Source organism: Enterobacter sp. PP-008-ECC_S150, from assembly GCF_045257065.1.
Lineage (GTDB): Bacteria > Pseudomonadota > Gammaproteobacteria > Enterobacterales > Enterobacteriaceae > Enterobacter > Enterobacter chengduensis.
On sequence record NZ_JBJHHG010000014.1, the window covers coordinates 81,475 to 106,208 of the forward strand.

Sequence of the window (24,734 nt, forward strand, 5' to 3'; positions counted from 1 at the left end):
TTAATGAGTGTTACGGATGTTAACAAAGGAGGAGTCCGCGTATGGCCGACAACACGTTGTGGCATGAAACGCTGCATGACCAGTTTGGGCAGTACTTTGCCGTTGATAACGTGCTCTATCATGAGAAAACCGATCACCAGGATCTGATTATCTTCGAGAATGCCGCCTTTGGCCGCGTCATGGCGCTGGACGGCGTGGTGCAAACCACCGAGCGGGATGAGTTTATCTATCATGAGATGATGACCCACGTTCCGCTGCTGGCGCACGGCCACGCGAAGCATGTTCTGATTATCGGCGGTGGCGACGGCGCTATGCTGCGTGAAGTGTCCCGCCATCGTGCCATTGAATCCATCACCATGGTGGAGATCGATGCGGGCGTGGTCTCTTTCTGCCGCCAGTACCTGCCCAACCATAATGCCGGCAGCTATGACGATCCGCGCTTTAGCCTGGTGATTGACGACGGCGTTAACTTTGTTAACCAGACTTCCCAGACCTTTGACGTGATCATCTCCGACTGCACCGACCCTATCGGTCCCGGCGCGTCGCTGTTTACCTCTTCCTTCTACGAAGGCTGCAAGCGCTGCCTGAACCCGGGCGGGATTTTCGTCGCACAAAACGGCGTCTGCTTCCTGCAGCAGGATGAGGCGCTGGATAGCCACCGCAAGCTCAGCACCTATTTTGATGACGTCAGCTTCTACCAGGCCGCTATTCCAACGTACTACGGCGGGATCATGACCTTTGCCTGGGCGACGGATAACGACGTATTACGCCATCTCTCCACCGAAATTATTCAGGCCCGCTTCCATCATGCTGGGCTCACGTGCCGCTACTACAATCCGGCCATTCATACCGCAGCGTTTGCGCTGCCGCAGTACCTGCAAGACGCATTATCCACTAAGGGGGTGAGCTAATTGAAAAAGCTTAAACTGCATGGCTTTAACAACCTGACCAAAAGCCTGAGTTTTTGTATTTACGATATCTGCTATGCCAAAACAGCGGAAGAGCGCGATGGCTACATCGCCTATATCGACGAACTCTACAACGCCAACCGTCTGACCGAGATCCTGTCAGAAACCTGTTCCATTATCGGCGCAAATATCCTGAATATCGCCCGACAGGATTATGAACCCCAGGGCGCGAGCGTGACCATACTGGTCAGCGAAGAGCCGGTCGACCCGCAGCTTATCGACAAAACGGAACATCCGGGCCCGCTGCCGGAAGTGGTGGTTGCCCACCTCGATAAAAGCCATATCTGCGTCCATACCTACCCGGAGAGCCACCCGGAAGGCGGGCTGTGTACCTTCCGCGCGGACATTGAAGTGTCGACCTGCGGCGTGATTTCCCCACTGAACGCGCTGAACTATCTCATCCACCAGCTGGAATCGGACATCGTCACCATTGATTACCGCGTGCGCGGCTTTACCCGTGATGTCAACGGCATGAAGCACTTCATCGACCACGAGATCAACTCCATCCAGAACTTTATGTCCGAGGACATGAAATCGCTGTATGACATGATGGACGTTAACGTGTACCAGGAAAACATCTTCCATACCAAGATGTTACTTAAGGAATTCGACCTTAAGCACTATATGTTCCACACGAAGCCGGAAGATTTAAGCGAAGAAGAGCGTAAGGCGATTACTGACCTGCTCTGGAAAGAGATGCGCGAGATCTACTACGGCCGTAATATTCCGGCCGTGTAAAAGTAAACCGGAGCAGGGATGCTCCGGCCTGTTATTTCTGTTTCATAAAGTCGCGGTATGCGTTCACCACCTGAAGGAAGTCTTCTACGCCGCACATCGACAGGCTCTCTTCGTCATAGTAGCTCATCCCCTCTTCCATCTCGTCGCCTGAAAACTCGAGCTGGTTGGCACGCACCATCACCTCTTCACCGTCCAGCCACAGCGTGTATTCGTGCCCGGCGCGCTGCCAGGATCGCTCACTGCCTTTCACCGTTTTTGCCGCCTGTTCAACCTCATCAAGAAGGGCGAGATTTTCTTTCACCTCTTCGTTAAACCAGTGTCCAACGGCTTCGTGGCCCATCGACATACGCACTTTCACCACTCCGGTGATGTCGCGCAGAAATTCGTAATCCATAGTGTTTTCCTCTGCAAAGCCATTAGGGTAATTATCGCAGCAGAGAGGAAGAAAAAAAGCGTGTGGGGTGGGAGGAATGAAAATAAAAAAGCCCCTCACCCTAACCCTAACCCTCTCCCCAAAGGGGAGAGGGAACTAATATCCCCTCGCCCCTTTGGGGAGAGGGGCCGGGGGTGAGGGGTTGTTTTTATACTGCCGTCTGGAAAATCACCCCGTCGGCCTTCTCGGTGTACTGAGAAAGCTGGTCGAAGTTCAGATAGCGATAGGTATCCACCGCCGTCTTATCTACCTGAGCCACAAAGGTCTGATACTCTTCCGGCGTTGGCAGTTTGCCAATCAGCGCGGCAACCGCCGCCAGCTCCGCAGAAGCCAGGAAGACGTTCGCACCGGTACCTAAACGGTTCGGGAAGTTACGGGTCGAGGTTGAGACCACCGTCGCGCCGTCGGCCACGCGTGCCTGGTTACCCATGCACAGGGAGCAGCCAGGGATTTCGATACGCGCACCGCTCTTGCCAAACACGCTGTAGTAGCCCTCTTCGGTCAGTTGCGCCGCGTCCATACGGGTTGGCGGCGCCACCCACAGGCGGGTTGGCAGCTGGCCTTTGTGGGTATCCAGCAGCTTGCCGGCCGCGCGGAAGTGGCCGATGTTGGTCATGCACGATCCGATGAACACTTCGTCGATCTTCTCGCCCTGAACCTCGGACAGCGGACGCGCGTCGTCCGGATCGTTCGGCGCACACAGAATTGGCTCTTTAATATCCGCCAGATCGATGTCGATCACTGCCGCGTACTCTGCGTCAGCGTCGGCTTCCAGCAGCTGCGGATCGGCCAGCCATTTTTCCATCCCCTGGATACGGCGCTCCAGCGTGCGACGGTCGCCGTAGCCTTCTGCAATCATCCACTTCAGCAGCACGATGTTAGAGTTCAGATACTCAATAATCGGCTCTTTGTTCAGCTTGATGGTGCAGCCCGCGGCGGAACGCTCGGCGGAGGCGTCGGTCAGCTCGAACGCCTGCTCCACTTTCAGATCCGGCAGCCCTTCAATTTCCAGAATGCGGCCAGAGAAGATGTTTTTCTTCCCTTTCTTCTCAACGGTCAGCAGGCCCTGTTTAATCGCATACAGCGGGATAGCGTGAACCAGGTCGCGCAGGGTGATCCCCGGCTGCATTTTACCTTTGAAGCGCACCAGCACCGATTCCGGCATATCCAGCGGCATCACGCCGGTCGCCGCAGCAAACGCCACCAGACCGGAGCCCGCCGGGAAGGAGATCCCGATTGGGAAACGGGTATGGGAGTCACCGCCGGTACCTACGGTATCCGGCAGCAGCATGCGGTTCAGCCACGAGTGGATGACGCCGTCGCCCGGACGCAGGGAAACGCCGCCGCGGTTCATGATGAAGTCTGGCAGCGTGTGGTGCGTGGTCACGTCAACCGGCTTCGGATACGCCGCAGTGTGGCAGAAGGACTGCATTACCAGGTCGGAAGAGAAGCCCAGGCACGCCAGGTCTTTCAGTTCGTCACGGGTCATTGGGCCCGTGGTGTCCTGAGAGCCGACGGAGGTCATCTTCGGCTCGCAGTATGCGCCAGGACGAACGCCCGCGACGCCACAGGCGCGACCGACCATTTTCTGCGCCAGAGAGTAGCCGCGGCTGCTTTCCGCGACGTCTTTCGCCTGACGGAATACGTCACTGTGCGGCAGACCCAGCGCTTCACGCGCCTTGGTGGTCAGGCCACGACCGATGATCAGCGGAATACGGCCACCGGCGCGCACTTCGTCGACCAGCACGTCGGTTTTCAGCTCAAAGCTTGCCAGCAGCTCGTTGGTGTCGTGGTTACGTACTTCACCTTTGAACGGGTAAACGTCAATCACGTCGCCCATGTTCAGGTTTGACACATCCACTTCGATGGGCAGCGCGCCCGCATCTTCCATGGTGTTGAAGAAGATAGGCGCAATTTTGCCGCCGAGGCACAGGCCGCCGCCGCGCTTGTTCGGCACATAAGGGATGTCGTCACCCATGAACCACAGCACGGAGTTGGTCGCGGACTTACGGGAAGAACCGGTACCCACAACGTCGCCCACGTAGGCCAGCGGGAACCCTTTTTTCTGCAGGGCTTCGATCTGTTTGATCGGGCCAACGCTGCCAGGCTGATCCGGCTCAATGCCTTCGCGGGCGTTTTTCAGCATCGCCAGGGCGTGCAGAGGAATATCCGGGCGAGACCACGCGTCCGGCGCCGGAGAGAGGTCATCGGTGTTGGTTTCGCCGGTGACTTTAAAGACGGTAACGGTGATTTTCTCAGCGAGCTCAGGACGGTTCAGGAACCATTCGGCATCGGCCCAGGACTGCATCACCTGCTTCGCATAGACGTTGCCTGCTTTGGCTTTTTCTTCCACATCGTAGAAGTTATCGAACATCAGCAGCGTAGACGAGAGCGCTTTAGCGGCAATCGGTGCCAGCTTGTCGTTATCCAGCGCGTCAATCAGCGGATGAATGTTGTAACCACCCTGCATGGTGCCGAGCAGTTCAATGGCTTTTTCAGGAGTAACCAGTGGGGAGGTGGCTTCGCCTTTGGCGATAGCGGCAAGGAATCCGGCTTTTACGTAGGCAGCTTCATCTACGCCAGGCGGTACGCGGTTGATCAACAGATCTAACAGGAATTCTTCTTCGCCCTTAGGCGGGTTCTTCAGCAGCTCGACGAGCGCGGCCATTTGGGTTGCATCTAAAGGTTTGGGTACAATTCCCTCGGCGGCACGTTCTGCTACGTGCTTACGGTATTCTTCTAGCACGACGGTTCTCCTCGCTCTCATTGTCATATGCGGCGGGCGTTCTCTTCACGCTCCTGTGAGACAGCAGTTTGTAGGGTAAATGCCCGATACCGCGTCGGGCAGCATAGCAGGATTTCTGCACAGTGTTAATCCGTTTACAAAAAAGCAACATTAAAAAATTTGCTGAATCGTTAAGCATGGTGTAGCGGGGATTTAGGGCATCATTTTGCGATATCTTCTTTACCGTGACGCTTCAGTTTTTTCGTCATCAGATATAATTGCGTAATAAATACTCACACTCTTTATCCGGACGCCCCGGACGCTTCCCAATAAAAGTCAAAACAGCCGAAGACGGGTGAATAATACTCACGCCAACCGTAACGCCTCACGGCACAGCGCTTGTCTCGTTGGAGTCATCTTATGAAGTTGCCCTTTAAGCCACATCTGCTCGTCCTTCTGTGCAGTGCCGGGCTGTTTGCCGCCTCGGGCGTCATGTTTGTCAAAAGCCGTGCGACGGAGCCAGCGGCACCAGCCCCCGTCGCCCAACAGCCCGCTGCACCGGCACCTGCCGCAGCCCAGCCCGCCCCGGTGACCGCGCCAACCTACACGGCCGCGCAAATCGATCAGTGGGTTGCTCCCATTGCGCTCTACCCTGACGCCCTGCTGTCACAAATTCTGATGGCCTCGACTTACCCGGCCAATGTGATCCAGGCGGCGCAGTGGTCCAAAGACAACCCTAAAATGGAAGGGGACGCCGCGATCCAGGCCGTTGCCAGCCAGCCGTGGGATCCGAGCGTAAAATCGCTGGTCGCCTTTCCTCAGCTGATGTCGCTGATGGGGGAAAACCCGCCGTGGGTACAAAACCTGGGTGATGCGTTTCTCGCGCAGCCGAAAGACGTGATGGATTCCGTGCAACGCCTGCGCGCGCTGGCACAGAAGACCGGCGCGCTGCAATCCACGCCTCAGCAGAAGGTCACCACCGTGACTAAACCTGCACCGGCAAAAACCAGCCCCAGCGAGGCAACGACGACGTCCGCGCCCGCCCCAACGGTGATCAAAATTGAATCTGCCGATCCGCAGGTTATTTACGTCCCCACCTACAACCCCAATACGGTTTACGGGGCCTGGCCAAACACCGCCTATCCGCCCACCTATCTCCCGCCGACGCCCGGAGAGCAGTTTAGCAACAGCTTTGTCAACGGTTTAGGCTTCAGCCTGGGCGTCGCCACCACCTATGCCATCTTCAGCAACATCGACTGGCATGATGACGATGACTGGGATCATCACCACGGCGACTATAACCGCAACGGTGATAACAATATCAATATCAACGTTCAGAACTTCAATAAAATCAGCGGACAGCGCCTGACGGACGCCAACCGCAGCTGGCAACATAACCCGGCCTATCGGGAAGGCGTGCCGTACCCCACTAATCAGCTCAACACGCGCTTCCACTCCACGAACACGGCGACCGGCCTCAGCTCGACGCAGCAAAAGCCGGTTAACCGCGACAGCCAGCGTCAGGCCGCGCTGAGCCAGATGGAGAAATCCACGGGCAAAACCTTCCCTCAAGCGGCGCGTCCCGCCGCGAAAGATGTGCAGCGACAGGCCTCAAGTGAACAGCTGAGGCAGATTTCGCAGCGCAATAACTACCGGGGCTACGACACAAAACCGCAGACGATAAAGCGGAACACCACGCAGCCACGCCCTCTTCAGCAGCGAAACGCTCAGCCCCGGGCCAATGCGCTGAGCGGCAACGACAGCCGCTCTGCGAACTGGCAGGCGCAGCAGCAGCGCGGTGCGCAAAGCAGACAGTTCGCCGCTCGCCAGCAGCAGCTACGTCCGATGCGGGCTGAGCACCGTGAAATTCGACATCGCTAAGGGAACCGACATGAAAAGTAAACTACTCAGTGGAATGGTGTTAATCATGCTTTCGGCCTCGGTGATGGCGCAGCAGTCCTTCAGCACGCCCGATCGGGCCACCGATGCGCTGGCTAAGGCCATGGGTGAGCAAAATGAGAGCGCAATGAGCAACCTGCTTGGCGAGAACTGGCGCGATTTTCTGCCTCCTGAAGGCGTTGATCCGGATGCCGTCGATCGCTTCCTGCGCGACTGGAAAGTGCGTCACCACACGGTGATCGAAGGGGATACGGCGCATCTTGTGGTCGGAGACAGCGGCTGGCAGCTTCCTATTCCGGTGGTCAAAACCGCTGCCGGCTGGGCGTTTGATATTAAAGAAGGGGCGGAAGAGATCCTGACCCGCGAAATCGGGCGTAACGAGCTCGCCGCCATTGAAGCCTTGCATGCGTATGTTGATGCACAGCAAAGCTACTTTGCGATGAACCAGAAATACGCGCAGAAGATTGTCAGCGCACAGGGGAAAAAAGACGGTTTGTACTGGCCCGCCTCACCCGGCGAAGCGCCCAGTCCGCTCGGACCGGCATTTAGCCCGAACGTGCCGGGTACCGGCTATCACGGCTATCGCTTTCGGATCCTGCCGGATAATAACGGCTTCGCGATGGTGGCCTGGCCGGTTAGCTACGGCCAGACGGGCGTCATGAGCTTTGTGATAAACCAGGAGGACAAGGTTTACCAGTCCGATCTCGGCAGCGACTCTGAGCAGAAAGCCCGGGCGATTGCCGCATATCACCCTGATAAAAGCTGGCAGCCTGTGGTCCCCTAAACGCAGCGCATAAAAAAAGCGGCCTCAGGCCGCTTTTTTCAATCTGAAGAAACTTATTTCTTCTTCGCTTTCGCGTTTGGCAGGTCGGTGATGCTGCCTTCAAACACTTCTGCCGCCAGGCCCACGGACTCGTGCAGAGTCGGGTGCGCATGGATGGTCAGCGCGATGTCTTCAGCGTCACAGCCCATTTCGATCGCCAGACCGATTTCACCCAGCAGCTCGCCGCCGTTGGTACCGACAATCGCACCACCGATCACGCGGTGAGTCTCTTTGTCGAAGATCAGTTTGGTCATACCGTCTGCGCAGTCGGAAGCGATAGCACGGCCAGAAGCAGCCCACGGGAAGGTGGCGGTTTCGTAGCTGATGCCTTTCTCTTTCGCTTCTTTCTCGGTCAGACCCACCCATGCCACTTCTGGCTCGGTGTACGCGATAGATGGGATCACTTTCGGGTCGAAGTAGTGCTTCATGCCGGCGATAACTTCAGCGGCAACGTGACCTTCATGAACGCCTTTGTGCGCCAGCATTGGCTGACCGACGATATCGCCGATAGCAAAGATGTGCGGCACGTTGGTGCGCAGCTGTTTGTCAACGCGGATGAAGCCACGGTCGTCCACTTCCACGCCGGCTTTGCCCGCGTCGAGGTTCTTACCGTTCGGCACGCGGCCGATAGCCACCAGCACGGCGTCGTAACGCTGTGGTTCGGATGGGGCTTTTTTGCCTTCCATGGAAACGTAAATACCGTCTTCTTTCGCTTCAACGGCAGTCACTTTGGTTTCCAGCATCAGGTTGAATTTCTTGCTGATGCGCTTGGTGAAGACCTTAACGATGTCTTTATCGGCAGCCGGGATAACCTGGTCGAACATTTCAACCACGTCGATCTCTGAACCCAGCGCATGGTACACGGTACCCATTTCCAGACCGATGATCCCGCCGCCCATGACCAGCAGGCGCTTAGGAACGGTTTTCAGCTCCAGCGCATCGGTGGAATCCCACACGCGCGGATCTTCATGTGGAATGAACGGCAGTTCGATTGGGCGAGAGCCTGCCGCGATGATCGCGTTGTCGAAGTTGATCACGGTTTTGCCGTTTTCGCCTTCCACTTCCAGGGTGTTCGCACCGGTGAATTTACCCAGACCGTTTACCACTTTCACCTTACGGCCTTTGGCCATACCCGCCAGACCGCCGGTCAGCTGAGTGATAACTTTCTCTTTCCAGGTACGAATTTTGTCGATATCGGTTTTCGGCTCGCCGAAGACAATACCGTGTTCTGCCAGCGCTTTGGCTTCTTCGATCACTTTCGCGACGTGCAGCAGCGCTTTAGAAGGGATACAGCCGACGTTCAGACAAACACCGCCGAGGGTGCTGTAACGTTCTACGATGACGGTTTCCAGACCTAAATCCGCGGCGCGGAACGCTGCGGAATAACCTGCCGGGCCTGCCCCAAGTACTACGACCTGAGTTTTGATTTCTGTGCTCATCATGACCTCTTAATTTGTACCCGTCGTCCACCGGGTCGTTCTATCCGCCCGCATTTTACAAAATTGTTAACAATTTTGAAACAACAAACGGCTCATGAATTTTTGCTTACGCCAGTAACGTCAATAACACCATGAGGTTACCAGAAAAAAGCCGGCCGACTGGCCGGCTTTTCGATTACATCACCAGGCGGCGAATGTCGCTCAGCATGTTGTTGATGATGGTGATGAAACGCGCACCATCAGCACCGTCGATCACGCGGTGGTCGAAGGACAGAGAGATTGGCATCATCAGACGCGGCACGAACTCTTTGCCATTCCACACCGGCTCCATTGCGGACTTGGACACGCCAAGGATCGCCACTTCCGGCGCGTTAACAATCGGCGCGAAGTGGGTCGTACCCAGGCCGCCGATGCTGGAGATCGTGAAGCAGCCGCCCTGCATTTCGCCGGCAGTCAGCTTACCATCACGCGCTTTCTTGGAGATCACGGTCAGTTCGCGGGACAGCTCGGTGATGCTCTTCTTGTTCACGTCTTTGAAGACCGGAACAACCAGACCATTTGGCGTATCAACCGCAACACCGATGTTGATGTACTTCTTCAGCGTCAGCTTCTGGCCGTCTTCGGACAGGGAGCTGTTGAAGCGAGGCATCTGCTCAAGCGCAGCGGCAACGGCTTTCATGATGAAGACCACTGGGGTGAATTTCACGTCCAGCTTGCGCTTCTCGGCTTCGGCGTTCTGCTGCTTACGGAACGCTTCCAGATCGGTGATATCGGTTTTGTCGAAGTGCGTAACGTGCGGGATCATCACCCAGTTACGGCTCAGGTTAGCACCAGAAATTTTCTGGATGCGTCCCAGCTCCACTTCTTCGATTTCGCCGAACTTGCTGAAGTCCACTTTCGGCCATGGCAGCATGCCCGGGATACCGCCACCGGTGGCTGCAGCTGGTGCAGCTTCGGCGCGTTTCACCGCGTCTTTCACGTAGGTCTGAACGTCTTCGCGCAGGATACGACCCTTACGGCCGGTACCTTTCACTTTCGCCAGGTTCACACCGAACTCGCGCGCCAGGCGGCGAATCAGCGGGGTCGCATGAACGTAAGCGTCGTTTTCAGCGAACTCAGATTTGCCTTCCGCTTTCGCAGCAGGGGCAGCAGCTGGTTTAGCAGCCTGAGCCGTTGCAGCAGCCGGTGCCGGAGCAGCCGCGGCAGCTGGAGCCGCGGCAGGCGCAGCGCCTTCCACTTCGAAGACCATGATCAGAGAGCCGGTAGACACTTTGTCGCCGGTGCTGATTTTGATCTCTTTAACGGTACCCGCGAACGGCGCAGGGACTTCCATAGAAGCCTTGTCGCCTTCAACGGTGATCAGTGACTGCTCAGCGGCAACTTTGTCGCCCACTTTTACCATCACTTCGGTCACTTCAACTTCGTCACCGCCGATGTCCGGTACGTTAACGTCCTTCGCACCGCCAGCCGCAGCTGGAGCAGCGGCAGGTGCCGGAGCAGCCGCCTGAGCCGGGGCAGCAGCAGGTGCAGCACCCGCCACTTCGAAGACCATGATCGGGGAGCCGGTAGACACTTTGTCGCCGGTGTTGATCTTGATCTCTTTAACGGTACCCGCGAACGGAGCCGGCACTTCCATAGACGCTTTGTCGCCTTCTACGGTGATCAGTGACTGCTCGGCCGCAACGGTGTCGCCCACTTTCACCAGGATTTCAGTGACTTCAACTTCGTCACCGCCGATGTCAGGCACGTTCACTTCTTTTGCTGCTGCGGCAGCTGCTGGAGCAGCGGCGGCCGGAGCGGCGTCTTTCTTCTCTTCCTGCGCAGGTGCAGCAGCTGCTGCACCGTCGGCGGAATCGAAAATCATGATCAGTTTGCCGGTCTCGGTTTTATCGCCAACGGAGACTTTGATCTCTTTAACGATGCCAGCCTGAGGAGACGGAACTTCCATAGAGGCTTTATCGCCCTCTACGGTGATCAGCGACTGTTCAGCTTCAACTTTGTCGCCTACTTTGACCAGGATCTCGGTGATTTCAACTTCATCAGCCCCGATGTCCGGTACATTGATTTCGATAGCCATTATTCTTTTACCTCTTACGCCAGACGCGGGTTAACTTTTTCTGCATCGATGTTGAATTTGGTGATTGCGTCCGCAACCACTTTCTTATCGATTTCGCCACGTTTAGCCAGTTCGCCCAGTGCTGCTACAACCACGTAAGAAGCATCAACTTCGAAGTGGTGACGCAGGTTTTCGCGGCTGTCAGAACGACCGAAGCCGTCAGTACCCAGTACGCGATAATCATCAGCTGGAACGTAAGTACGAACCTGCTCTGCGAACAGTTTCATATAGTCAGTAGACGCCACCGCTGGCGCGTCGTTCATCACCTGAGCGATGTACGGAACGCGTGGAGTTTCCAGCGGGTGCAGCATGTTCCAGCGCTCACAATCCTGACCGTCACGCGCCAGCTCGGTGAAGGAAGTCACAGAGTACACGTCGGAACCCACGCCGTAGTCTTTCGCCAGGATCTGCGCTGCTTCACGAACGTGACGCAGGATAGAGCCGGAGCCCAGCAGCTGAACTTTACCTTTGCTACCTTCGAGGGTTTCGAGTTTATAGATACCTTTACGGATACCTTCCTCGGCACCTGCTGGCATGGCCGGCATGTGGTAGTTTTCGTTCAGGGTGGTGATGTAGTAGTAAATGTTCTCTTGCGCTTCACCGTACATGCGCTGCAGACCGTCATGCATGATGACTGCCACTTCGTACGCGTAAGACGGGTCGTAAGAGATACAGTTAGGGATAGTCAGAGACTGAATGTGGCTGTGACCATCTTCGTGCTGCAGACCTTCACCGTTCAGGGTCGTACGACCTGAAGTACCACCGATCAGGAAGCCGCGAGCCTGCTGGTCGCCTGCCTGCCAGCACAGGTCACCGATACGCTGGAACCCGAACATGGAGTAGTAGATGTAGAACGGGATCATCGGCAGGTTGTTGGTGCTGTAAGAGGTCGCAGCAGCCAGCCAGGATGCGCCTGCGCCCAGCTCGTTGATACCTTCCTGCAGGATCTGACCTTTCTCGTCTTCTTTGTAGTAGGCAACCTGCTCACGGTCCTGCGGGGTGTACTGCTGGCCGTTCGGGCTGTAGATACCGATCTGACGGAACAGACCTTCCATACCGAAAGTACGCGCTTCGTCGGCGATGATAGGCACCAGGCGATCTTTGATCGACTTGTTCTTCAGCATCACGTTCAGGGCACGCACGAAAGCGATAGTGGTGGAGATCTCTTTGTTCTGCTCTTCCAGCAGCTGAGAGAAGTCTTCCAGCGCTGGCAGTTCCAGCTTCTCGGTGAAGTTAGGCTGACGAGCTGGCAGGTAACCTTTCAGCGCCTGACGACGTTCGTGCAGGTACTTGTGCTCTTCAGAACCTTCCGGGAAGGTGATGTAAGACAGGTTTTCTACCTGCTCATCGGTGACTGGAACGTTGAAACGGTCGCGGATATAACGCACGCCGTCCATGTTCATTTTCTTAACCTGGTGAGCGATGTTTTTACCTTCTGCGGTATCACCCATGCCGTAACCTTTGATGGTATGGGCCAGGATTACAGTCGCTTTACCTTTGGTTTCACGCGCTTTTTTCAGTGCAGCGTAGACTTTCTTCGGATCGTGACCACCGCGGTTCAGCGCCCAGATCTGCTCATCAGTCCAGTCTGCAACCAGTGCTGCGGTTTCAGGATATTTGCCGAAGAAGTGCTCACGCACGTAGGCACCGTCTTTGGATTTGAAGGTCTGGTAGTCGCCGTCAACGGTTTCGTTCATCAGCTGGATCAGCTTACCGCTGGTGTCTTTACGCAGCAGCTCATCCCAACGACCGCCCCACATGACTTTGATCACGTTCCAGCCAGCACCGGCGAAGATGCCTTCCAGTTCGTTGATGATCTTGCCGTTACCGGTTACCGGACCATCCAGACGCTGCAGGTTACAGTTGATGATGAAGCACAGGTTGTCCAGCTTCTCACGGGTCGCGATGGTGATCGCACCTTTAGATTCTGGCTCATCCATTTCGCCGTCGCCCAGGAAGGCGTAAACGGTCTGCTCGGAGGTGTCTTTCAGACCACGGTGTTCCAGGTATTTCAGGAATTTAGCCTGGTAGATCGCACCGATTGGACCCAGACCCATAGATACAGTCGGGAACTGCCAGAATTCAGGCATCAGTTTAGGGTGCGGGTAAGAAGACAGACCTTTACCGTGAACTTCCTGACGGAAATTGTTCATCTGCTCTTCAGTCAGACGACCTTCCAGGAATGCACGTGCATAGATGCCCGGAGAGATGTGGCCCTGGAAGTACACCAGATCGCCGCCGTCTTTCTCGTTCGCTGCACGGAAGAAGTGGTTGAAGCACACTTCGTAAACGGTCGCAGAAGACTGGAAGGACGCCATGTGGCCACCCAGTTCCAGGTCTTTCTTGGACGCGCGCAGAACGGTCATGATGGCGTTCCAGCGGATTGCAGAACGGATACGACGTTCCAGATCCAGATTGCCCGGGTATTCCGGTTCGTCTTCGACGGCAATCGTGTTTACGTAGTTGCTAGCCCCTGCACCTGAAGCAACCTTCACGCCGCCTTTGCGGGCTTCAGAAAGCAGCTGATCAATCAGATACTGAGCGCGCTCAACACCTTCTTCACGGATGACCGATTCGATCGCCTGTAGCCAGTCGCGAGTTTCGATCGGATCCACGTCATTTTGGAGACGTTCTGACATGGGGGTATTCCTTATCTATCTAATACGTTGATTTGTCTGGAACCTGTCCCATTGTATTTTCGTCAGAAAACACAATAAGACAGGTTCTGCGTTTAGTTGCCGCGCTCTAAAAGTACCTGGCGCTTAATCCTTTCGTTGCTGTATGCGGCGTAATGAACGTTCGCGACGCGATTGTTCACGGCTGCGGTCCAGCAAGATTTCCTCAATGAAAGCCAGATGGCGGTGCGACGCTTCGCGCGCCTGCTCCGGTTCCCCGGCCATTATCGCCTCGAATATTCGGGTGCGATGGTTGCTTACCAGTGGGAGCATCTCCCGACGGGCATACAACAATTCAAAATTCTGACGAACGTTCTGGGCCAGCATCGGCTCCATGCAGCGTAGCAGATGGAGGAGCACCACGTTGTGGGCCGCTTCGGTGACGGCGATCTGATACTGGACGACGGCGCTGGACTCGGCGTCTAAATCGCCGGACTGCTGTGCCCGTTCAATGGCCTGATGCAGTTCGCGTATGCGCACGCGATCTTCATCAGTGCTGCGAAGGGCGGCGTAATAGGCCGCAATACCTTCAAGCGCGTGACGGGTCTCAAGCAGGTCAAACTGGGATTCTGGGTGGTCAGAGAGAAGTTCTACCAGCGGATCGCTGAAGCTCTGCCACAGGCTGTTTTGCACAAAGGTTCCGCCGCCCTGGCGACGAAGCAGCAAGCCCTTTGCTTCGAGACGTTGAATCGCCTCACGCAGAGAGGGACGTGAAACGTCGAACTGTTTTGCCAGCTCGCGTTCTGGCGGAAGTTTCTCACCCGGGCGCAGAGTCCCTTCGAGGATTAAAAACTCCAGCTGCTGCTCAATCACATCAGATAGTTTTGGTTGGCGAATTTTGCTGTAGGCCATATTCCCTGTCTTACGCCTTTTTGCCCGGAGTCAATTGGTCTTACCAATTTCTATTTCGTATCGCTAAAGTAACAAAGTATTCACCTTCTGTCCATATTGGTTTTGATTGAAATCAGTAAACCCTGCACATTTTAACAACCTTACAGAAATAACGTTTCAGAAATGTAACTTTGCACAAATGAGTTGATTACTCACAAAGAGGGAGTTTTAACCATAATGAAACGAGGGTTTTTGCAATCTGAAGCGATTCAACAGGGCAAATACTGAAAATTCGCCCGCTTACAGCGCATTTCTATTCTATAGGTTGGGTTAGGAAGAATAAGCGGGCCGATTTACAAATGCTTTCTTTTTATTCAAGTCGTCATCATCCCTTCATAAAGCAGGTGCATTCGCAGGCGCTTACCACTATTCTGGCGCTTACGGAAGTCATCTCCGCTTTTTTCGGTCTCGTTAACCGTAAAGAAATAAATACAGAATATGGATTTTCATAATTACACACGCACAGCGTGAACATAACAACCACACACGAGGTTTCAAATGGAAGCTCAACAGCACGGCGATCAGCTAAAGCGCGGGCTTAAAAACCGCCATATTCAGCTCATCGCACTGGGCGGTGCGATTGGTACCGGCCTGTTTCTGGGCAGCGCATCCGTTATCCAGTCTGCCGGTCCGGGGATTATTTTGGGTTACGCGATTGCCGGTTTCATTGCTTTTCTGATCATGCGTCAGCTGGGTGAGATGGTCGTTGAAGAGCCGGTCGCAGGCTCTTTCAGCCACTTTGCCTATAAGTACTGGGGCAGCTTTGCCGGCTTCGCCTCGGGCTGGAACTACTGGGTGCTGTACGTTCTGGTTGCCATGGCCGAACTGACCGCCGTCGGAAAATACATTCAGTTCTGGTATCCCGAGATCCCTACCTGGGCTTCTGCTGCGGCTTTCTTCGTGATTATCAACGCCATTAACCTGACCAACGTAAAAGTGTTCGGCGAGATGGAGTTCTGGTTTGCCATCATCAAGGTGATTGCCGTGGTGGCGATGATTATCTTCGGCGGCTGGCTGCTGTTCAGCGGCAACGGCGGCCCGCAGGCCACCGTGCGCAACCTCTGGGAACAGGGCGGCTTCCTGCCTCACGGCATGACCGGCCTGGTGATGATGATGGCCATTATCATGTTCTCCTTCGGCGGTCTGGAGCTGGTGGGTATCACCGCCGCAGAAGCCGACAACCCGGAGCAGAGCATTCCAAAGGCCACGAACCAGGTTATCTACCGCATCCTGATCTTCTATGTGGGCTCGCTGGCCGTGCTGCTCTCCCTGCTGCCGTGGACGCGCGTCACCGCCGACACCAGCCCGTTTGTGCTGATCTTCCACGAGCTAGGCGACACTTTTGTGGCAAACGCCCTGAACATCGTGGTGCTGACCGCGGCGCTTTCGGTTTATAACAGCTGCGTATACTGCAACAGCCGCATGCTGTTCGGCCTGGCCCAGCAGGGCAACGCGCCAAAAGCGCTGCTCAACGTCGATAAGCGCGGCGTGCCGGTCAACACTATTCTCGTTTCGGCGGTCGTGACTGCCCTTTGCGTGCTGATTAACTACATGGCTCCCGAGTCGGCGTTTGGCCTGCTGATGGCGCTGGTGGTCTCTGCCCTGGTCATCAACTGGGCGATGATCAGCCTGGCACACATCAAGTTCCGCCGCGCGAAACAGCAGCAGGGCGTCACCACGCGCTTCCCTGCCCTGCTCTATCCGCTGGGCAACTGGATCTGCCTGCTGTTCATGGCGGCGGTGCTGGTGATCATGCTGATCACGCCGGGTATGGCGATTTCCGTCTACCTGATCCCGGTCTGGATTGCGATCCTGGGCGTGGGCTATCTCTTCAGTCAAAAAAGCCGTAAGGCCATGAAGGCCCACTAAGCCTCTCTGCGCGGCGCCTGCTTTCGCGGGTGCCGCGCGTTGTTACCTCCCTCACACTTTCATTCCTACAGCGTTTTTATCCATATCACCGCCCCAATACTGCAACGCATATATCCCTTTGCCAGCAAATAATTCTCTCCATACCGAAACCCGGAGAGCAGGCTATGGATAACGCTAAACTGTCAGTAAAAGAAAAGATCGGCTATGGGATGGGCGATGCAGGTTGCAATATCATCTTTGGCGCCATCATGCTGTTTGTTAACTATTTTTATACGGATATTTTTGGCCTGGCCCCTGCGCTGGTCGGCGTGCTGCTGCTCTCTGTCCGCGTGATTGATGCCGTAACGGACCCGATCATGGGCGCGATTGCCGACCGCACCCGCAGCAAATATGGCCGGTTTCGTCCATGGCTGCTGTGGATCGCCTTCCCCTACGCGCTGTTCAGCATCCTGATGTTTACCACGCCGGAATGGAGCTATAACAGCAAAGTTATCTATGCGTTTGTTACCTATTTCCTGCTCTCTTTAACCTACACCGCCATCAACATTCCCTACTGCTCGCTGGGCGGGGTGATCACCAACGACCCGAAAGAGCGCGTCGCCTGCCAGTCGTATCGCTTCGTGCTGGTCGGCATCGCCACGCTGCTGCTCTCATTAACGCTGCTGCCGATGGCGGACTGGTTTGGCGGGGAGAACAAAGCCAGAGGCTACCAGATGGCGATGACCGTCCTGGCGCTGATTGGGACCTGTATGTTCCTGTTCTGCTTCGCCACCGTGCGCGAGCGCGTGCGCCCGGCGGTGCAGACCCACGACGAGCTGAAAAACGATCTGAAAGACGTGTGGAAAAACGATCAGTGGGTGCGCATTCTGCTGCTGACCCTGTGCAACGTCTGTCCGGGCTTTATCCGCATGGCGGCCACCATGTATTACGTCACCTGGGTAATGGGCCAGAGCACCCACTTCGCCACCCTGTTTATCAGCCTGGGGGTCATCGGCATGATGTTTGGCAGCGTGCTGGCAAAGGTGCTGACCGACCGCTGGTGTAAGCTGAAGGTCTTCTTCTGGACCAATATCGTGCTGGCGATTTTCTCAACCGCCTTCTATTTCTTTGACCCGAAAGCCACCGTCACCATCGTGGTGCTCTACGTCCTGCTGAACATCCTGCACCAGATCCCGTCTCCGCTGCACTGGTCGCTGATGGCCGACGTGGACGACTACGGTGAGTGGAAAACCGGGAAACGCATCACCGGGATCAGCTTCTCCGGCAACATCTTCTTCCTCAAGCTGGGGCTGGCGATTGCCGGGGCGATGGTCGGCTTCCTGCTCTCCTGGTACGGCTACGACGCGGGCGCAAAAGCGCAAAGCGCGGAGGCCATTAACGGGATCGTGCTGCTCTTCACCGTCATTCCCGGCGTTGGATACTTAGTTACCGCTGGCGTGGTGCGTTTGCTGAAGGTGGACCGCGAAACCATGAAGATGATCCAGTCCGATCTGGAAAAACGCCGCGCCAACTACCGCGAGCTGAACGCTTATCAGGAACTCAAAGCCGCAGAGACAAAATAAGGAAAGTTGCATGCAAACCTGGCCAAACCCGTTTATTGAACAACGCGCCGACCCGTACATTTTACGCCATGAGGGGCAGTACTATTTTATCGCCTCCGTGCCGGAGTATGACAGGCTGGCTATCCGCCGGGCTGACTCGCTGGAGGGCTTACGTCATGCCGAAGAGGTGGTGGTCTGGCGTAAACCGGACGCCGGCCCAATGAGCCAGCTTATCTGGGCCCCGGAACTGCACCACATCGACGGGAAGTGGTACATCTATTTTGCCGCGACGCACACCCAGGCGCTCGACGCGCTCGGGATGTTCCAGCACCGCATGTTTGCCATTGAATGTGCCGAAAGCGATCCGCTCACCGGCACGTGGGTGGAAAAAGGCCAGATCAAAACGCCTTTTGATACCTTCGCCCTGGACGCCACCACCTTTGTGCATCAGGGGAAGCGCTGGTACCTGTGGGCGCAAAAAGCGCCGGATATCTCAGGTAACTCCAACCTTTACCTGTGCGAAATGGCGAACCCGTGGACGCTAAAAGGCGAGCCGGTGATGCTCAGCAAGCCGGAGTATGACTGGGAGTGTCGCGGGTTTTGGGTCAACGAAGGCCCGGCGGTGCTGTTTCACGGCGATAAGCTGTTTATCAGCTATTCCGCGAGCGCCACCGATGAGAACTACTGCATGGGGCTACTGTGTATAGACCTGACTGCCGATCCGCAAAACCCAGCAAACTGGCACAAATCTCCGCGTCCGGTATTCGCCACCAGTTATGAAAACCGTCAGTATGGGCCGGGCCACAACAGCTTCACGCAAACGCCGGAAGGGGAGGATGTGCTGGTGTATCACGCCCGGAACTACACCGAAATTGAGGGCGATCCGCTGTACGATCCGAACCGTCATACCCGCCTGAAACGGGTCCGCTGGGACGAAAACGGGATGCCTGATTTTGGCATCCCGCCTGCGGATTCGCTTTAATCTTTACGGCGCGCTGGCCTACACCAGCGTGCCGTAAATGGTCAGCAGCGCCACAACAACCACCACCACAAACGAGGTTTTCTTTGCCATTGAAACCGCCGCTTTTGGCGTTTCAATCTTGTCGGTATGCGGCTCGCGCGCCAGCGAGAACTGCGCCAGGCGCGTGAGTACCTGGTACTGCGACGTATGGCGATCGCCGAGCGAAGCGAACCATGCGGGAAGCGCTTTTTCACCGTGCCCAATGAGCGCGTACACCACGCCCACCAGACGCACCGGGAGCCAGTCGAGCACGTGCAGGATGGCATCGATGCCGGAGAGCAAACGCTCATGCGGCGTCAGATAGCGGGCAAGCCAGGTCTGCCAGGCGCGCAGGAACGCATACCCCATCAGCAACACCGGCCCCCACGGGCCGCCCACCACGAACCAGAACAGCGGCGCGAGGTAGTAACGGAAGTTAATCCACAGCAGCGCATTTTGCAGCTCGCGCAGGAACTCGCGCTCGTCGCAGTCCGGCGGCACGCCGTGGATCATCGTCAGCTCGCTCGCCATGGCGCCGCGCGCGTGGGCATCGTCACGAGAGGCGGCTTTCAGGTAGGCGTGATAGTGCAAACGCACCTTGCCCGCACCAATGCACAGCACGCCAAGCAGGATCCACACCACCAGCAGCGGCACGTTGAAAAAGAGTCCGTACAGCGAGCGCAGCAGCAGGAAGGTAATGACCATCACCCCTGCCATCATCAGCAGCGTACGCAGCATTGAAAAGTGCTTAATCCGGCGGAATAACACTTCCAGCCGGTGATCCAGATGCCAGTGCTCGCCGAGCTTGAACAGGCGTTCGGCGATGATAACCAGCAGCATGGTAAACAACGTCATGGTATCTCCTTAGTCTGACGACGCGGTGAGCATGGCGCGAAACCGGGGCCAGTCAAAGGCCGGGCCGGGATCGGTTTTTCTCGTCGGGGCAATATCACTGTGTCCCGTAATATTGTCGGCGATGGCCGGGTAGCGTCCGATAAGCGTGCGGGTCACGGCCGCTAACTGCTGATACTGCGCATCGGTGTAGGGCGTGGTATCCGTGCCTTCCAGCTCGATCCCAATAGAAAAATCGTTGCACCGTTCGCGCCCGTGATACATCGACACCCCAGCATGCCAGGCGCGTTTATCAAAGGGAACATACTGAACCACTTCACCATCACGACGAATCAGACAGTGAGCCGACACGCGCAGATGGGCAATCTCAGCAAAGAAAGGATGGGCATCGGGATCTATCGTTCCCGTGAATAACGCATCGATCCACGGGCCGCCAAACTCCCCCGGCGGGAGACTAATATTATGCACCACCAGCAGTGTGGGCTTTTCATCCTCCGGGCGGCAATCGTGGTGCGGCGAAGGCACATGCCGCGCGTCCACCAGCCATCCGTTTTCTAACAACATGCTGGAACTCCTTATGTATGGTGCTGTTACTCGGTTCAGAGTAGCATGTTTCAATATTATGATTCGTTACCAATTTGGAGTTTTATCATGCCGCCTCGCCGCTACAACCCCGACCACCGACGTGAAGCGCTTCTGGAACGTATTAATATGGATATTCCGGCAAGCGTTGCCCATGCCCTGAAAGAAGATCTGGGCGGTGACGTCAATGCCGACAATGATATTACCGCACAATTATTGCCGAAAGAGACGCGCTCGCACGCGGTCATTATCACCCGCGAAGAGGGCGTTTTTTGCGGCAAGCGCTGGGTTGAAGAGGTGTTCACGCAGCTGGCGGGCGATGATGTGCAGGTAACATGGCACGTGGAGGACGGCGATGCCGTCACGCCAAACCAGCCGCTGTTCGAGCTGGACGGCCCCTCCCGCATCCTGCTGACCGGCGAACGTACCGCGCTCAACTTTGTACAAACGCTCTCTGGCGTGGCCAGCGAAGTGCGTCGCTACGCTGACCTGCTGGCCGGCACCCGCACCCAGCTGCTGGATACCCGCAAAACGCTGCCGGGCCTGCGCACCGCGCTTAAATATGCGGTGCTCTGCGGCGGCGGCGCAAACCATCGTCTGGGCCTGTCCGACGCCTTCCTGATTAAAGAGAACCACATTATTGCCTCGGGCTCCGTGCGTCAGGCGGTGGAGAAGGCCTTCTGGCTGCACCCTGACGTGCCGGTTGAAGTGGAAGTGGAAAACCTGGACGAGCTGGAGCAGGCGATTAAGGCCGGGGCCGATATCATCATGCTCGATAACTTCGAAACCGAGCAGATGCGCGAGGCGGTAAAACTGACAAACGGCCGGGCCCAGCTTGAAGTGTCCGGGAACGTCACGTTCGACACGATCCGTGAATTCGCCGAAACCGGCGTGGATTACATCTCCGTCGGCGCGCTGACCAAGCACGTTCGCGCCCTCGACCTCTCAATGCGCTTCAAATAGCACCTTCTCCCCTCTCCACCCGGAGAGGGGAATTTCAGCCCCGCTCGCAGATCCGCTGTTCTTCGCTGTAACCCTCAAAAAATTCTCTGAAGCGCCCTTCCCGTTCCCTTTTTTGCCCCTCGTTTCTGCTCTTTTCCGCTGACAAAGTAGCGCCACTTTGCAAAAGGAGCGGATATGGACAGACAACAAGGATTCACACTCATTGAGCTGATGGTGGTCATCGGCATTATTGCGATTTTGAGCGCCATCGGCGTTCCCGCCTATCAGAACTACCTGCGCAAGGCAGCCCTGACCGATATGCTGCAAACCTTCGTTCCCTACCGCACGGCCATCGAGCTTTGCGCGCTGGACCACGGTGGCGTGGCGAGCTGCGATGCGGGCAGCAACGGCATTCCGTCCCCCACGACCACACGCTACGTTTCAGGAATGAGCGTGGCGAAAGGGATCGTGACCTTAACGGGGCAGGAGAGCCTTAACGGGCTTGAGGTGGTCATGTCGCCACAGTGGAACGACGGCAACGGGATGACGGGCTGGACGCGCGTCTGCAATGCCAGTGCTGACAGCGCACTGAAGCAGGCCTGCGAAGACGTTTTCCGCTTCGACACTAACTGAGGTGCGGACAATGAATACCGACCAGCTCGTCGCGCTTTGCCAGCGCCATCATGCTCTGCTGCTTACCAGCGACGGTGACAAAGTGAGCATTGCCGTGGTGGGCACCCCCGCGACTGAACTCATGGAGGCGCTTCGCTTCGCGACCCAGAAACGGATCGATATTGAGTGCTGGAGCGCCGAACGCATGGAAAAACACCGGCAGTTAACGTCACAAGTGCATCTGCCCGTCGCTTCACAAGCACGCTCCGCGGTGGACATCCTCAACCACACGCTGCAGCAGGCGATCAACCAACGCGCCTCCGACATTCACATCGAACCGATGGAGCACGCATGCCAGATCCGTTTACGCATCGACGGCGTACTTTGCCCCCAGCCTCCGCTATCCGCCTCGCTGGCCAGCCTGTTCAGCGCACGCTTAAAGGTGCTGGGCAACCTGGATATCGCAGAACGTCGTTTGCCTCAGGACGGCCAGTTTACGATTGAGCTGGCAGACGCGCCGGTCTCGTTTCGAATCGCGACGCTTCCCTGCAGCGGCGGCGAGAAAATCGTGTTGCGTCTTCTGCATCAGGTTCAGCAGGCCCTTGAGCCAAAGGCGCTTGGCATGAGTGCTGAGCAGTTAGCCAGTTTTAATGAGGTGCTTCACCAGCCGCAGGGGCTAATTTTGGTCACAGGCCCTACCGGCAGCGGCAAAACCGTGACGCTGTACAGCGCGCTGCAGGCGCGTAACACCCCAGACGTCAACATCTGCAGCGTGGAGGATCCTATTGAGATCCCCCTTGCCGGATTAAACCAGACGCAGATTAACCCTCGGGCGGGCCTAACCTTCCAGAGCGTTCTGCGGGCGCTGCTGCGTCAGGATCCAGACATCATTATGGTCGGCGAAATCCGTGACGGAGAAACGGCAGACATTGCCATCAATGCCGCCCAGACCGGGCATCTGGTGCTGTCGACCCTGCATACCAACTCGACGACGGAAACCCTGATTCGCCTGGAGCAGATGGGCGTCGCGCGCTGGATGATATCTTCCGCGCTATCGATGGTCATTGCCCAGCGCCTGGTCCGCCGTCTGTGCCCACACTGTCGCCGGGAAGCCAGCGAGCAGGCTCAATTACCGCGCGCCGTATGGTCCAGACCGCTTCCGCGCTGGCAGCCCACCGGCTGCGATCGTTGCTATCACGGTTTTTATGGCCGCGTGGCCATTTTTGAAGTGCTCACAATCGACAGCGCCCTGCGGCAGGCGATTGCCAGCGGGGCGGGAACAGAGGTGATAGAGGCCAGCGCGCGGCAGGCGGGAATGCTTTCTCTTTTTGAACACGGCTGCATGGCCGTCGAACAAGGGCTGACCACGATCGAAGAGCTGGTGCGCGTCCTGGGAATGCCAAATGGCGGCTAATCAGCTCTGGCGCTGGCGAGCGCTCACCCAAGAGGGAGAACCCCGCAGCGGGACGCTCTGGGCCCCGGACCGCAATGCGGCCTTCATCTGGCTGATGCGTAGCGACCTTCATCCTCTGACGCTGACCCGATGCGCTCAGCGACACCGCTGGCAGCCACATCACTGCTACGAGATGTTTCGCCAGCTCGCAACCCTTCTGCAGGCCGGGCTGACATTGTCCCACAGCCTGCAGATGCTGGCAGAGCAACACCCGTTAAAGCCGTGGCAGGCGCTGCTGCAAAGCATTGCCGATGAGCTCAGCGAGGGAGCCCCATTTTCTGAATCGCTAAAAAAGTGGCCTGCGGTGTTTAGCCCGCTGCATGTCTCGATGGTGAAAACCGGTGAGCTCACAGGCAAACTGGAGGCGTGCTGTAGCCAGCTCGCTGAGCAGCAAAAAGCGCAGCAGCAGCTCAGGGCGAAAGTGAAAAAGGCGCTGCGCTACCCGGCGATCGTCCTGACGCTGGCCGTGGTCGTGGTGCTGGCGATGGTCACCCTGGTCTTGCCCGAGTTTGCTGCGATCTACAAAACGTTTAACACGCCGCTGCCCTTGCTGACGCAGATGGTCATGGGAATGGCCGCCTTTATGCAGTCATATGCCCCTGCATTGCTCGCCGCGTTATGCGTCCCCTTAGTCGCGGCCTGGTCGTTACGGCAGAACCCGCGCTGGCAGCGCATGCTGATGCATACGCCGGTGATGGGCGAACTGGCGAGAGGTCAGAAGCTGGGGCACATCTTTACCGTGCTGTCACTCACCCAGCAGGCCGGCATCCCCTTTTTACAGGGCCTGGAGAGCGCGGAAGAGACCGTGGAAAGTCGTTACTGGCAGGGAATACTCGCAGGCGTTCGTGAGGACATTGAGAAAGGCCACCCGGTCTGGTCATCCTTTCAGAAGGCGGCCATCTTTACCCCGCTCTGTATTCAGCTTTTACGAACCGGAGAAATGTCAGGTACGCTGGACATGATGCTGGCAAACCTCGCCCGGCATCACACGGAGCAGACCTTTCAGCGAGCAGATAGCCTGGCGGCACTTCTGGAACCCGTGCTTCTGATTGTGACGGGGGTCATCATCGGCACGCTGGTGGTGGCAATGTACCTGCCAATATTCCACCTGGGGGATGCGATGAGCGCGGGTTAACGCCCAACAGTGCTGGCGCACGGACATGCGCCAGCGAAAGC

At 56.7% G+C, this 24,734-nt stretch carries 19 protein-coding genes; 11 read left to right on the forward strand and 8 right to left on the reverse strand.

Annotated elements, in window-relative coordinates:
* The first annotated feature begins 41 nt into the window (after positions 1-41).
* Positions 42-911, forward strand: a complete 870-nt coding sequence (speE, locus tag ACJBF3_RS16030; protein WP_045327758.1) for a polyamine aminopropyltransferase — start codon at positions 42-44, stop codon at positions 909-911.
* Positions 912-1,706 (forward strand): adenosylmethionine decarboxylase, encoded by a 795-nt coding sequence (gene speD, locus ACJBF3_RS16035; RefSeq protein ID WP_045327756.1) that lies wholly within the window; start codon positions 912-914, stop codon positions 1,704-1,706.
* A 31-nt stretch (positions 1,707-1,737) separates the two neighbouring features.
* Here speD and yacL read toward each other — a convergent pair whose 3' ends face one another.
* Complete coding sequence (gene yacL, locus ACJBF3_RS16040; RefSeq protein WP_045327753.1) at positions 1,738-2,100, reverse strand: protein YacL; 363 nt, start codon at positions 2,098-2,100, stop codon at positions 1,738-1,740.
* A 187-nt stretch (positions 2,101-2,287) separates the two neighbouring features.
* Positions 2,288-4,885 carry a bifunctional aconitate hydratase 2/2-methylisocitrate dehydratase gene (gene acnB, locus ACJBF3_RS16045; RefSeq protein ID WP_045327749.1) on the reverse strand — a complete coding sequence of 866 codons (2,598 nt, stop codon included), beginning with the start codon at positions 4,883-4,885 and terminating at the stop codon, positions 2,288-2,290.
* 399 nt (positions 4,886-5,284) lie between these two features.
* Between acnB and ACJBF3_RS16050 the strand changes: the two genes are divergently transcribed.
* Positions 5,285-6,745 carry a DUF3300 domain-containing protein gene (locus tag ACJBF3_RS16050; RefSeq protein WP_045327748.1) on the forward strand — a complete coding sequence of 487 codons (1,461 nt, stop codon included), beginning with the start codon at positions 5,285-5,287 and terminating at the stop codon, positions 6,743-6,745.
* A 10-nt stretch (positions 6,746-6,755) separates the two neighbouring features.
* Positions 6,756-7,547 carry a DUF2950 family protein gene (locus ACJBF3_RS16055; RefSeq protein WP_406545226.1) on the forward strand — a complete coding sequence of 264 codons (792 nt, stop codon included), beginning with the start codon at positions 6,756-6,758 and terminating at the stop codon, positions 7,545-7,547.
* Between the two features lie 53 nt (positions 7,548-7,600).
* On the opposite strand, the gene lpdA is transcribed toward ACJBF3_RS16055, so the two are convergent.
* The 4 genes from lpdA to pdhR form a co-directional block, all read right to left on the reverse strand.
* Complete coding sequence (lpdA, locus tag ACJBF3_RS16060; RefSeq protein ID WP_003856313.1) at positions 7,601-9,025, reverse strand: dihydrolipoyl dehydrogenase; 1,425 nt, start codon at positions 9,023-9,025, stop codon at positions 7,601-7,603.
* Positions 9,026-9,200: 175 nt separating this feature from the next.
* Positions 9,201-11,102 carry a pyruvate dehydrogenase complex dihydrolipoyllysine-residue acetyltransferase gene (gene aceF / locus ACJBF3_RS16065; RefSeq protein WP_045327746.1) on the reverse strand — a complete coding sequence of 634 codons (1,902 nt, stop codon included), beginning with the start codon at positions 11,100-11,102 and terminating at the stop codon, positions 9,201-9,203.
* 14 nt (positions 11,103-11,116) lie between these two features.
* On the reverse strand, positions 11,117-13,780 hold the full coding sequence (gene aceE / locus ACJBF3_RS16070; RefSeq protein ID WP_045327745.1) for a pyruvate dehydrogenase (acetyl-transferring), homodimeric type: 2,664 nt from the start codon (positions 13,778-13,780) through the stop codon (positions 11,117-11,119).
* A 123-nt stretch (positions 13,781-13,903) separates the two neighbouring features.
* Positions 13,904-14,668 carry a pyruvate dehydrogenase complex transcriptional repressor PdhR gene (gene pdhR / locus ACJBF3_RS16075; protein ID WP_014882565.1) on the reverse strand — a complete coding sequence of 255 codons (765 nt, stop codon included), beginning with the start codon at positions 14,666-14,668 and terminating at the stop codon, positions 13,904-13,906.
* A gap of 537 nt (positions 14,669-15,205) precedes the next feature.
* On the opposite strand from pdhR, the gene aroP reads away from it, so the two are divergent.
* From aroP to ACJBF3_RS16090, 3 genes are all read left to right on the forward strand, one after another.
* Entirely contained in the window at positions 15,206-16,576 is a 1,371-nt protein-coding gene (aroP, locus tag ACJBF3_RS16080) for an aromatic amino acid transporter AroP (protein WP_032644082.1), read from the forward strand.
* A gap of 164 nt (positions 16,577-16,740) precedes the next feature.
* Complete coding sequence (locus ACJBF3_RS16085; RefSeq protein WP_045327743.1) at positions 16,741-18,138, forward strand: glycoside-pentoside-hexuronide (GPH):cation symporter; 1,398 nt, start codon at positions 16,741-16,743, stop codon at positions 18,136-18,138.
* Positions 18,139-18,148: 10 nt separating this feature from the next.
* Positions 18,149-19,099, forward strand: coding sequence for a family 43 glycosylhydrolase (locus tag ACJBF3_RS16090; protein ID WP_045327742.1), 951 nt, complete (start codon positions 18,149-18,151; stop codon positions 19,097-19,099).
* A gap of 18 nt (positions 19,100-19,117) precedes the next feature.
* Here the strand turns inward: ACJBF3_RS16090 and ampE are convergent, their stop codons facing one another.
* Both ampE and ampD read right to left on the reverse strand, forming a co-directional pair.
* Positions 19,118-19,972 (reverse strand): beta-lactamase regulator AmpE, encoded by an 855-nt coding sequence (gene ampE, locus ACJBF3_RS16095; RefSeq protein WP_045327741.1) that lies wholly within the window; start codon positions 19,970-19,972, stop codon positions 19,118-19,120.
* 9 nt (positions 19,973-19,981) lie between these two features.
* Positions 19,982-20,533 (reverse strand): 1,6-anhydro-N-acetylmuramyl-L-alanine amidase AmpD, encoded by a 552-nt coding sequence (ampD, locus tag ACJBF3_RS16100; protein ID WP_045327740.1) that lies wholly within the window; start codon positions 20,531-20,533, stop codon positions 19,982-19,984.
* A gap of 87 nt (positions 20,534-20,620) precedes the next feature.
* On the opposite strand from ampD, the gene nadC reads away from it, so the two are divergent.
* The 4 genes from nadC (at position 20,621) to hofC (ending at position 24,693) form a co-directional block, all read left to right on the forward strand.
* Positions 20,621-21,514, forward strand: coding sequence for a carboxylating nicotinate-nucleotide diphosphorylase (gene nadC, locus ACJBF3_RS16105; RefSeq protein WP_045327739.1), 894 nt, complete (start codon positions 20,621-20,623; stop codon positions 21,512-21,514).
* Between the two features lie 174 nt (positions 21,515-21,688).
* Entirely contained in the window at positions 21,689-22,126 is a 438-nt protein-coding gene (ppdD, locus tag ACJBF3_RS16110) for a prepilin peptidase-dependent pilin (RefSeq protein WP_045327737.1), read from the forward strand.
* A gap of 10 nt (positions 22,127-22,136) precedes the next feature.
* Positions 22,137-23,519, forward strand: coding sequence for a type II secretion system protein GspE (gspE, locus tag ACJBF3_RS16115; protein ID WP_045327735.1), 1,383 nt, complete (start codon positions 22,137-22,139; stop codon positions 23,517-23,519).
* Positions 23,509-24,693 (forward strand): protein transport protein HofC, encoded by a 1,185-nt coding sequence (hofC, locus tag ACJBF3_RS16120; protein WP_045327734.1) that lies wholly within the window; start codon positions 23,509-23,511, stop codon positions 24,691-24,693. Before gspE ends, hofC begins: the two co-directional genes overlap by 11 nt.
* Positions 24,694-24,734: the final 41 nt, after the last annotated feature.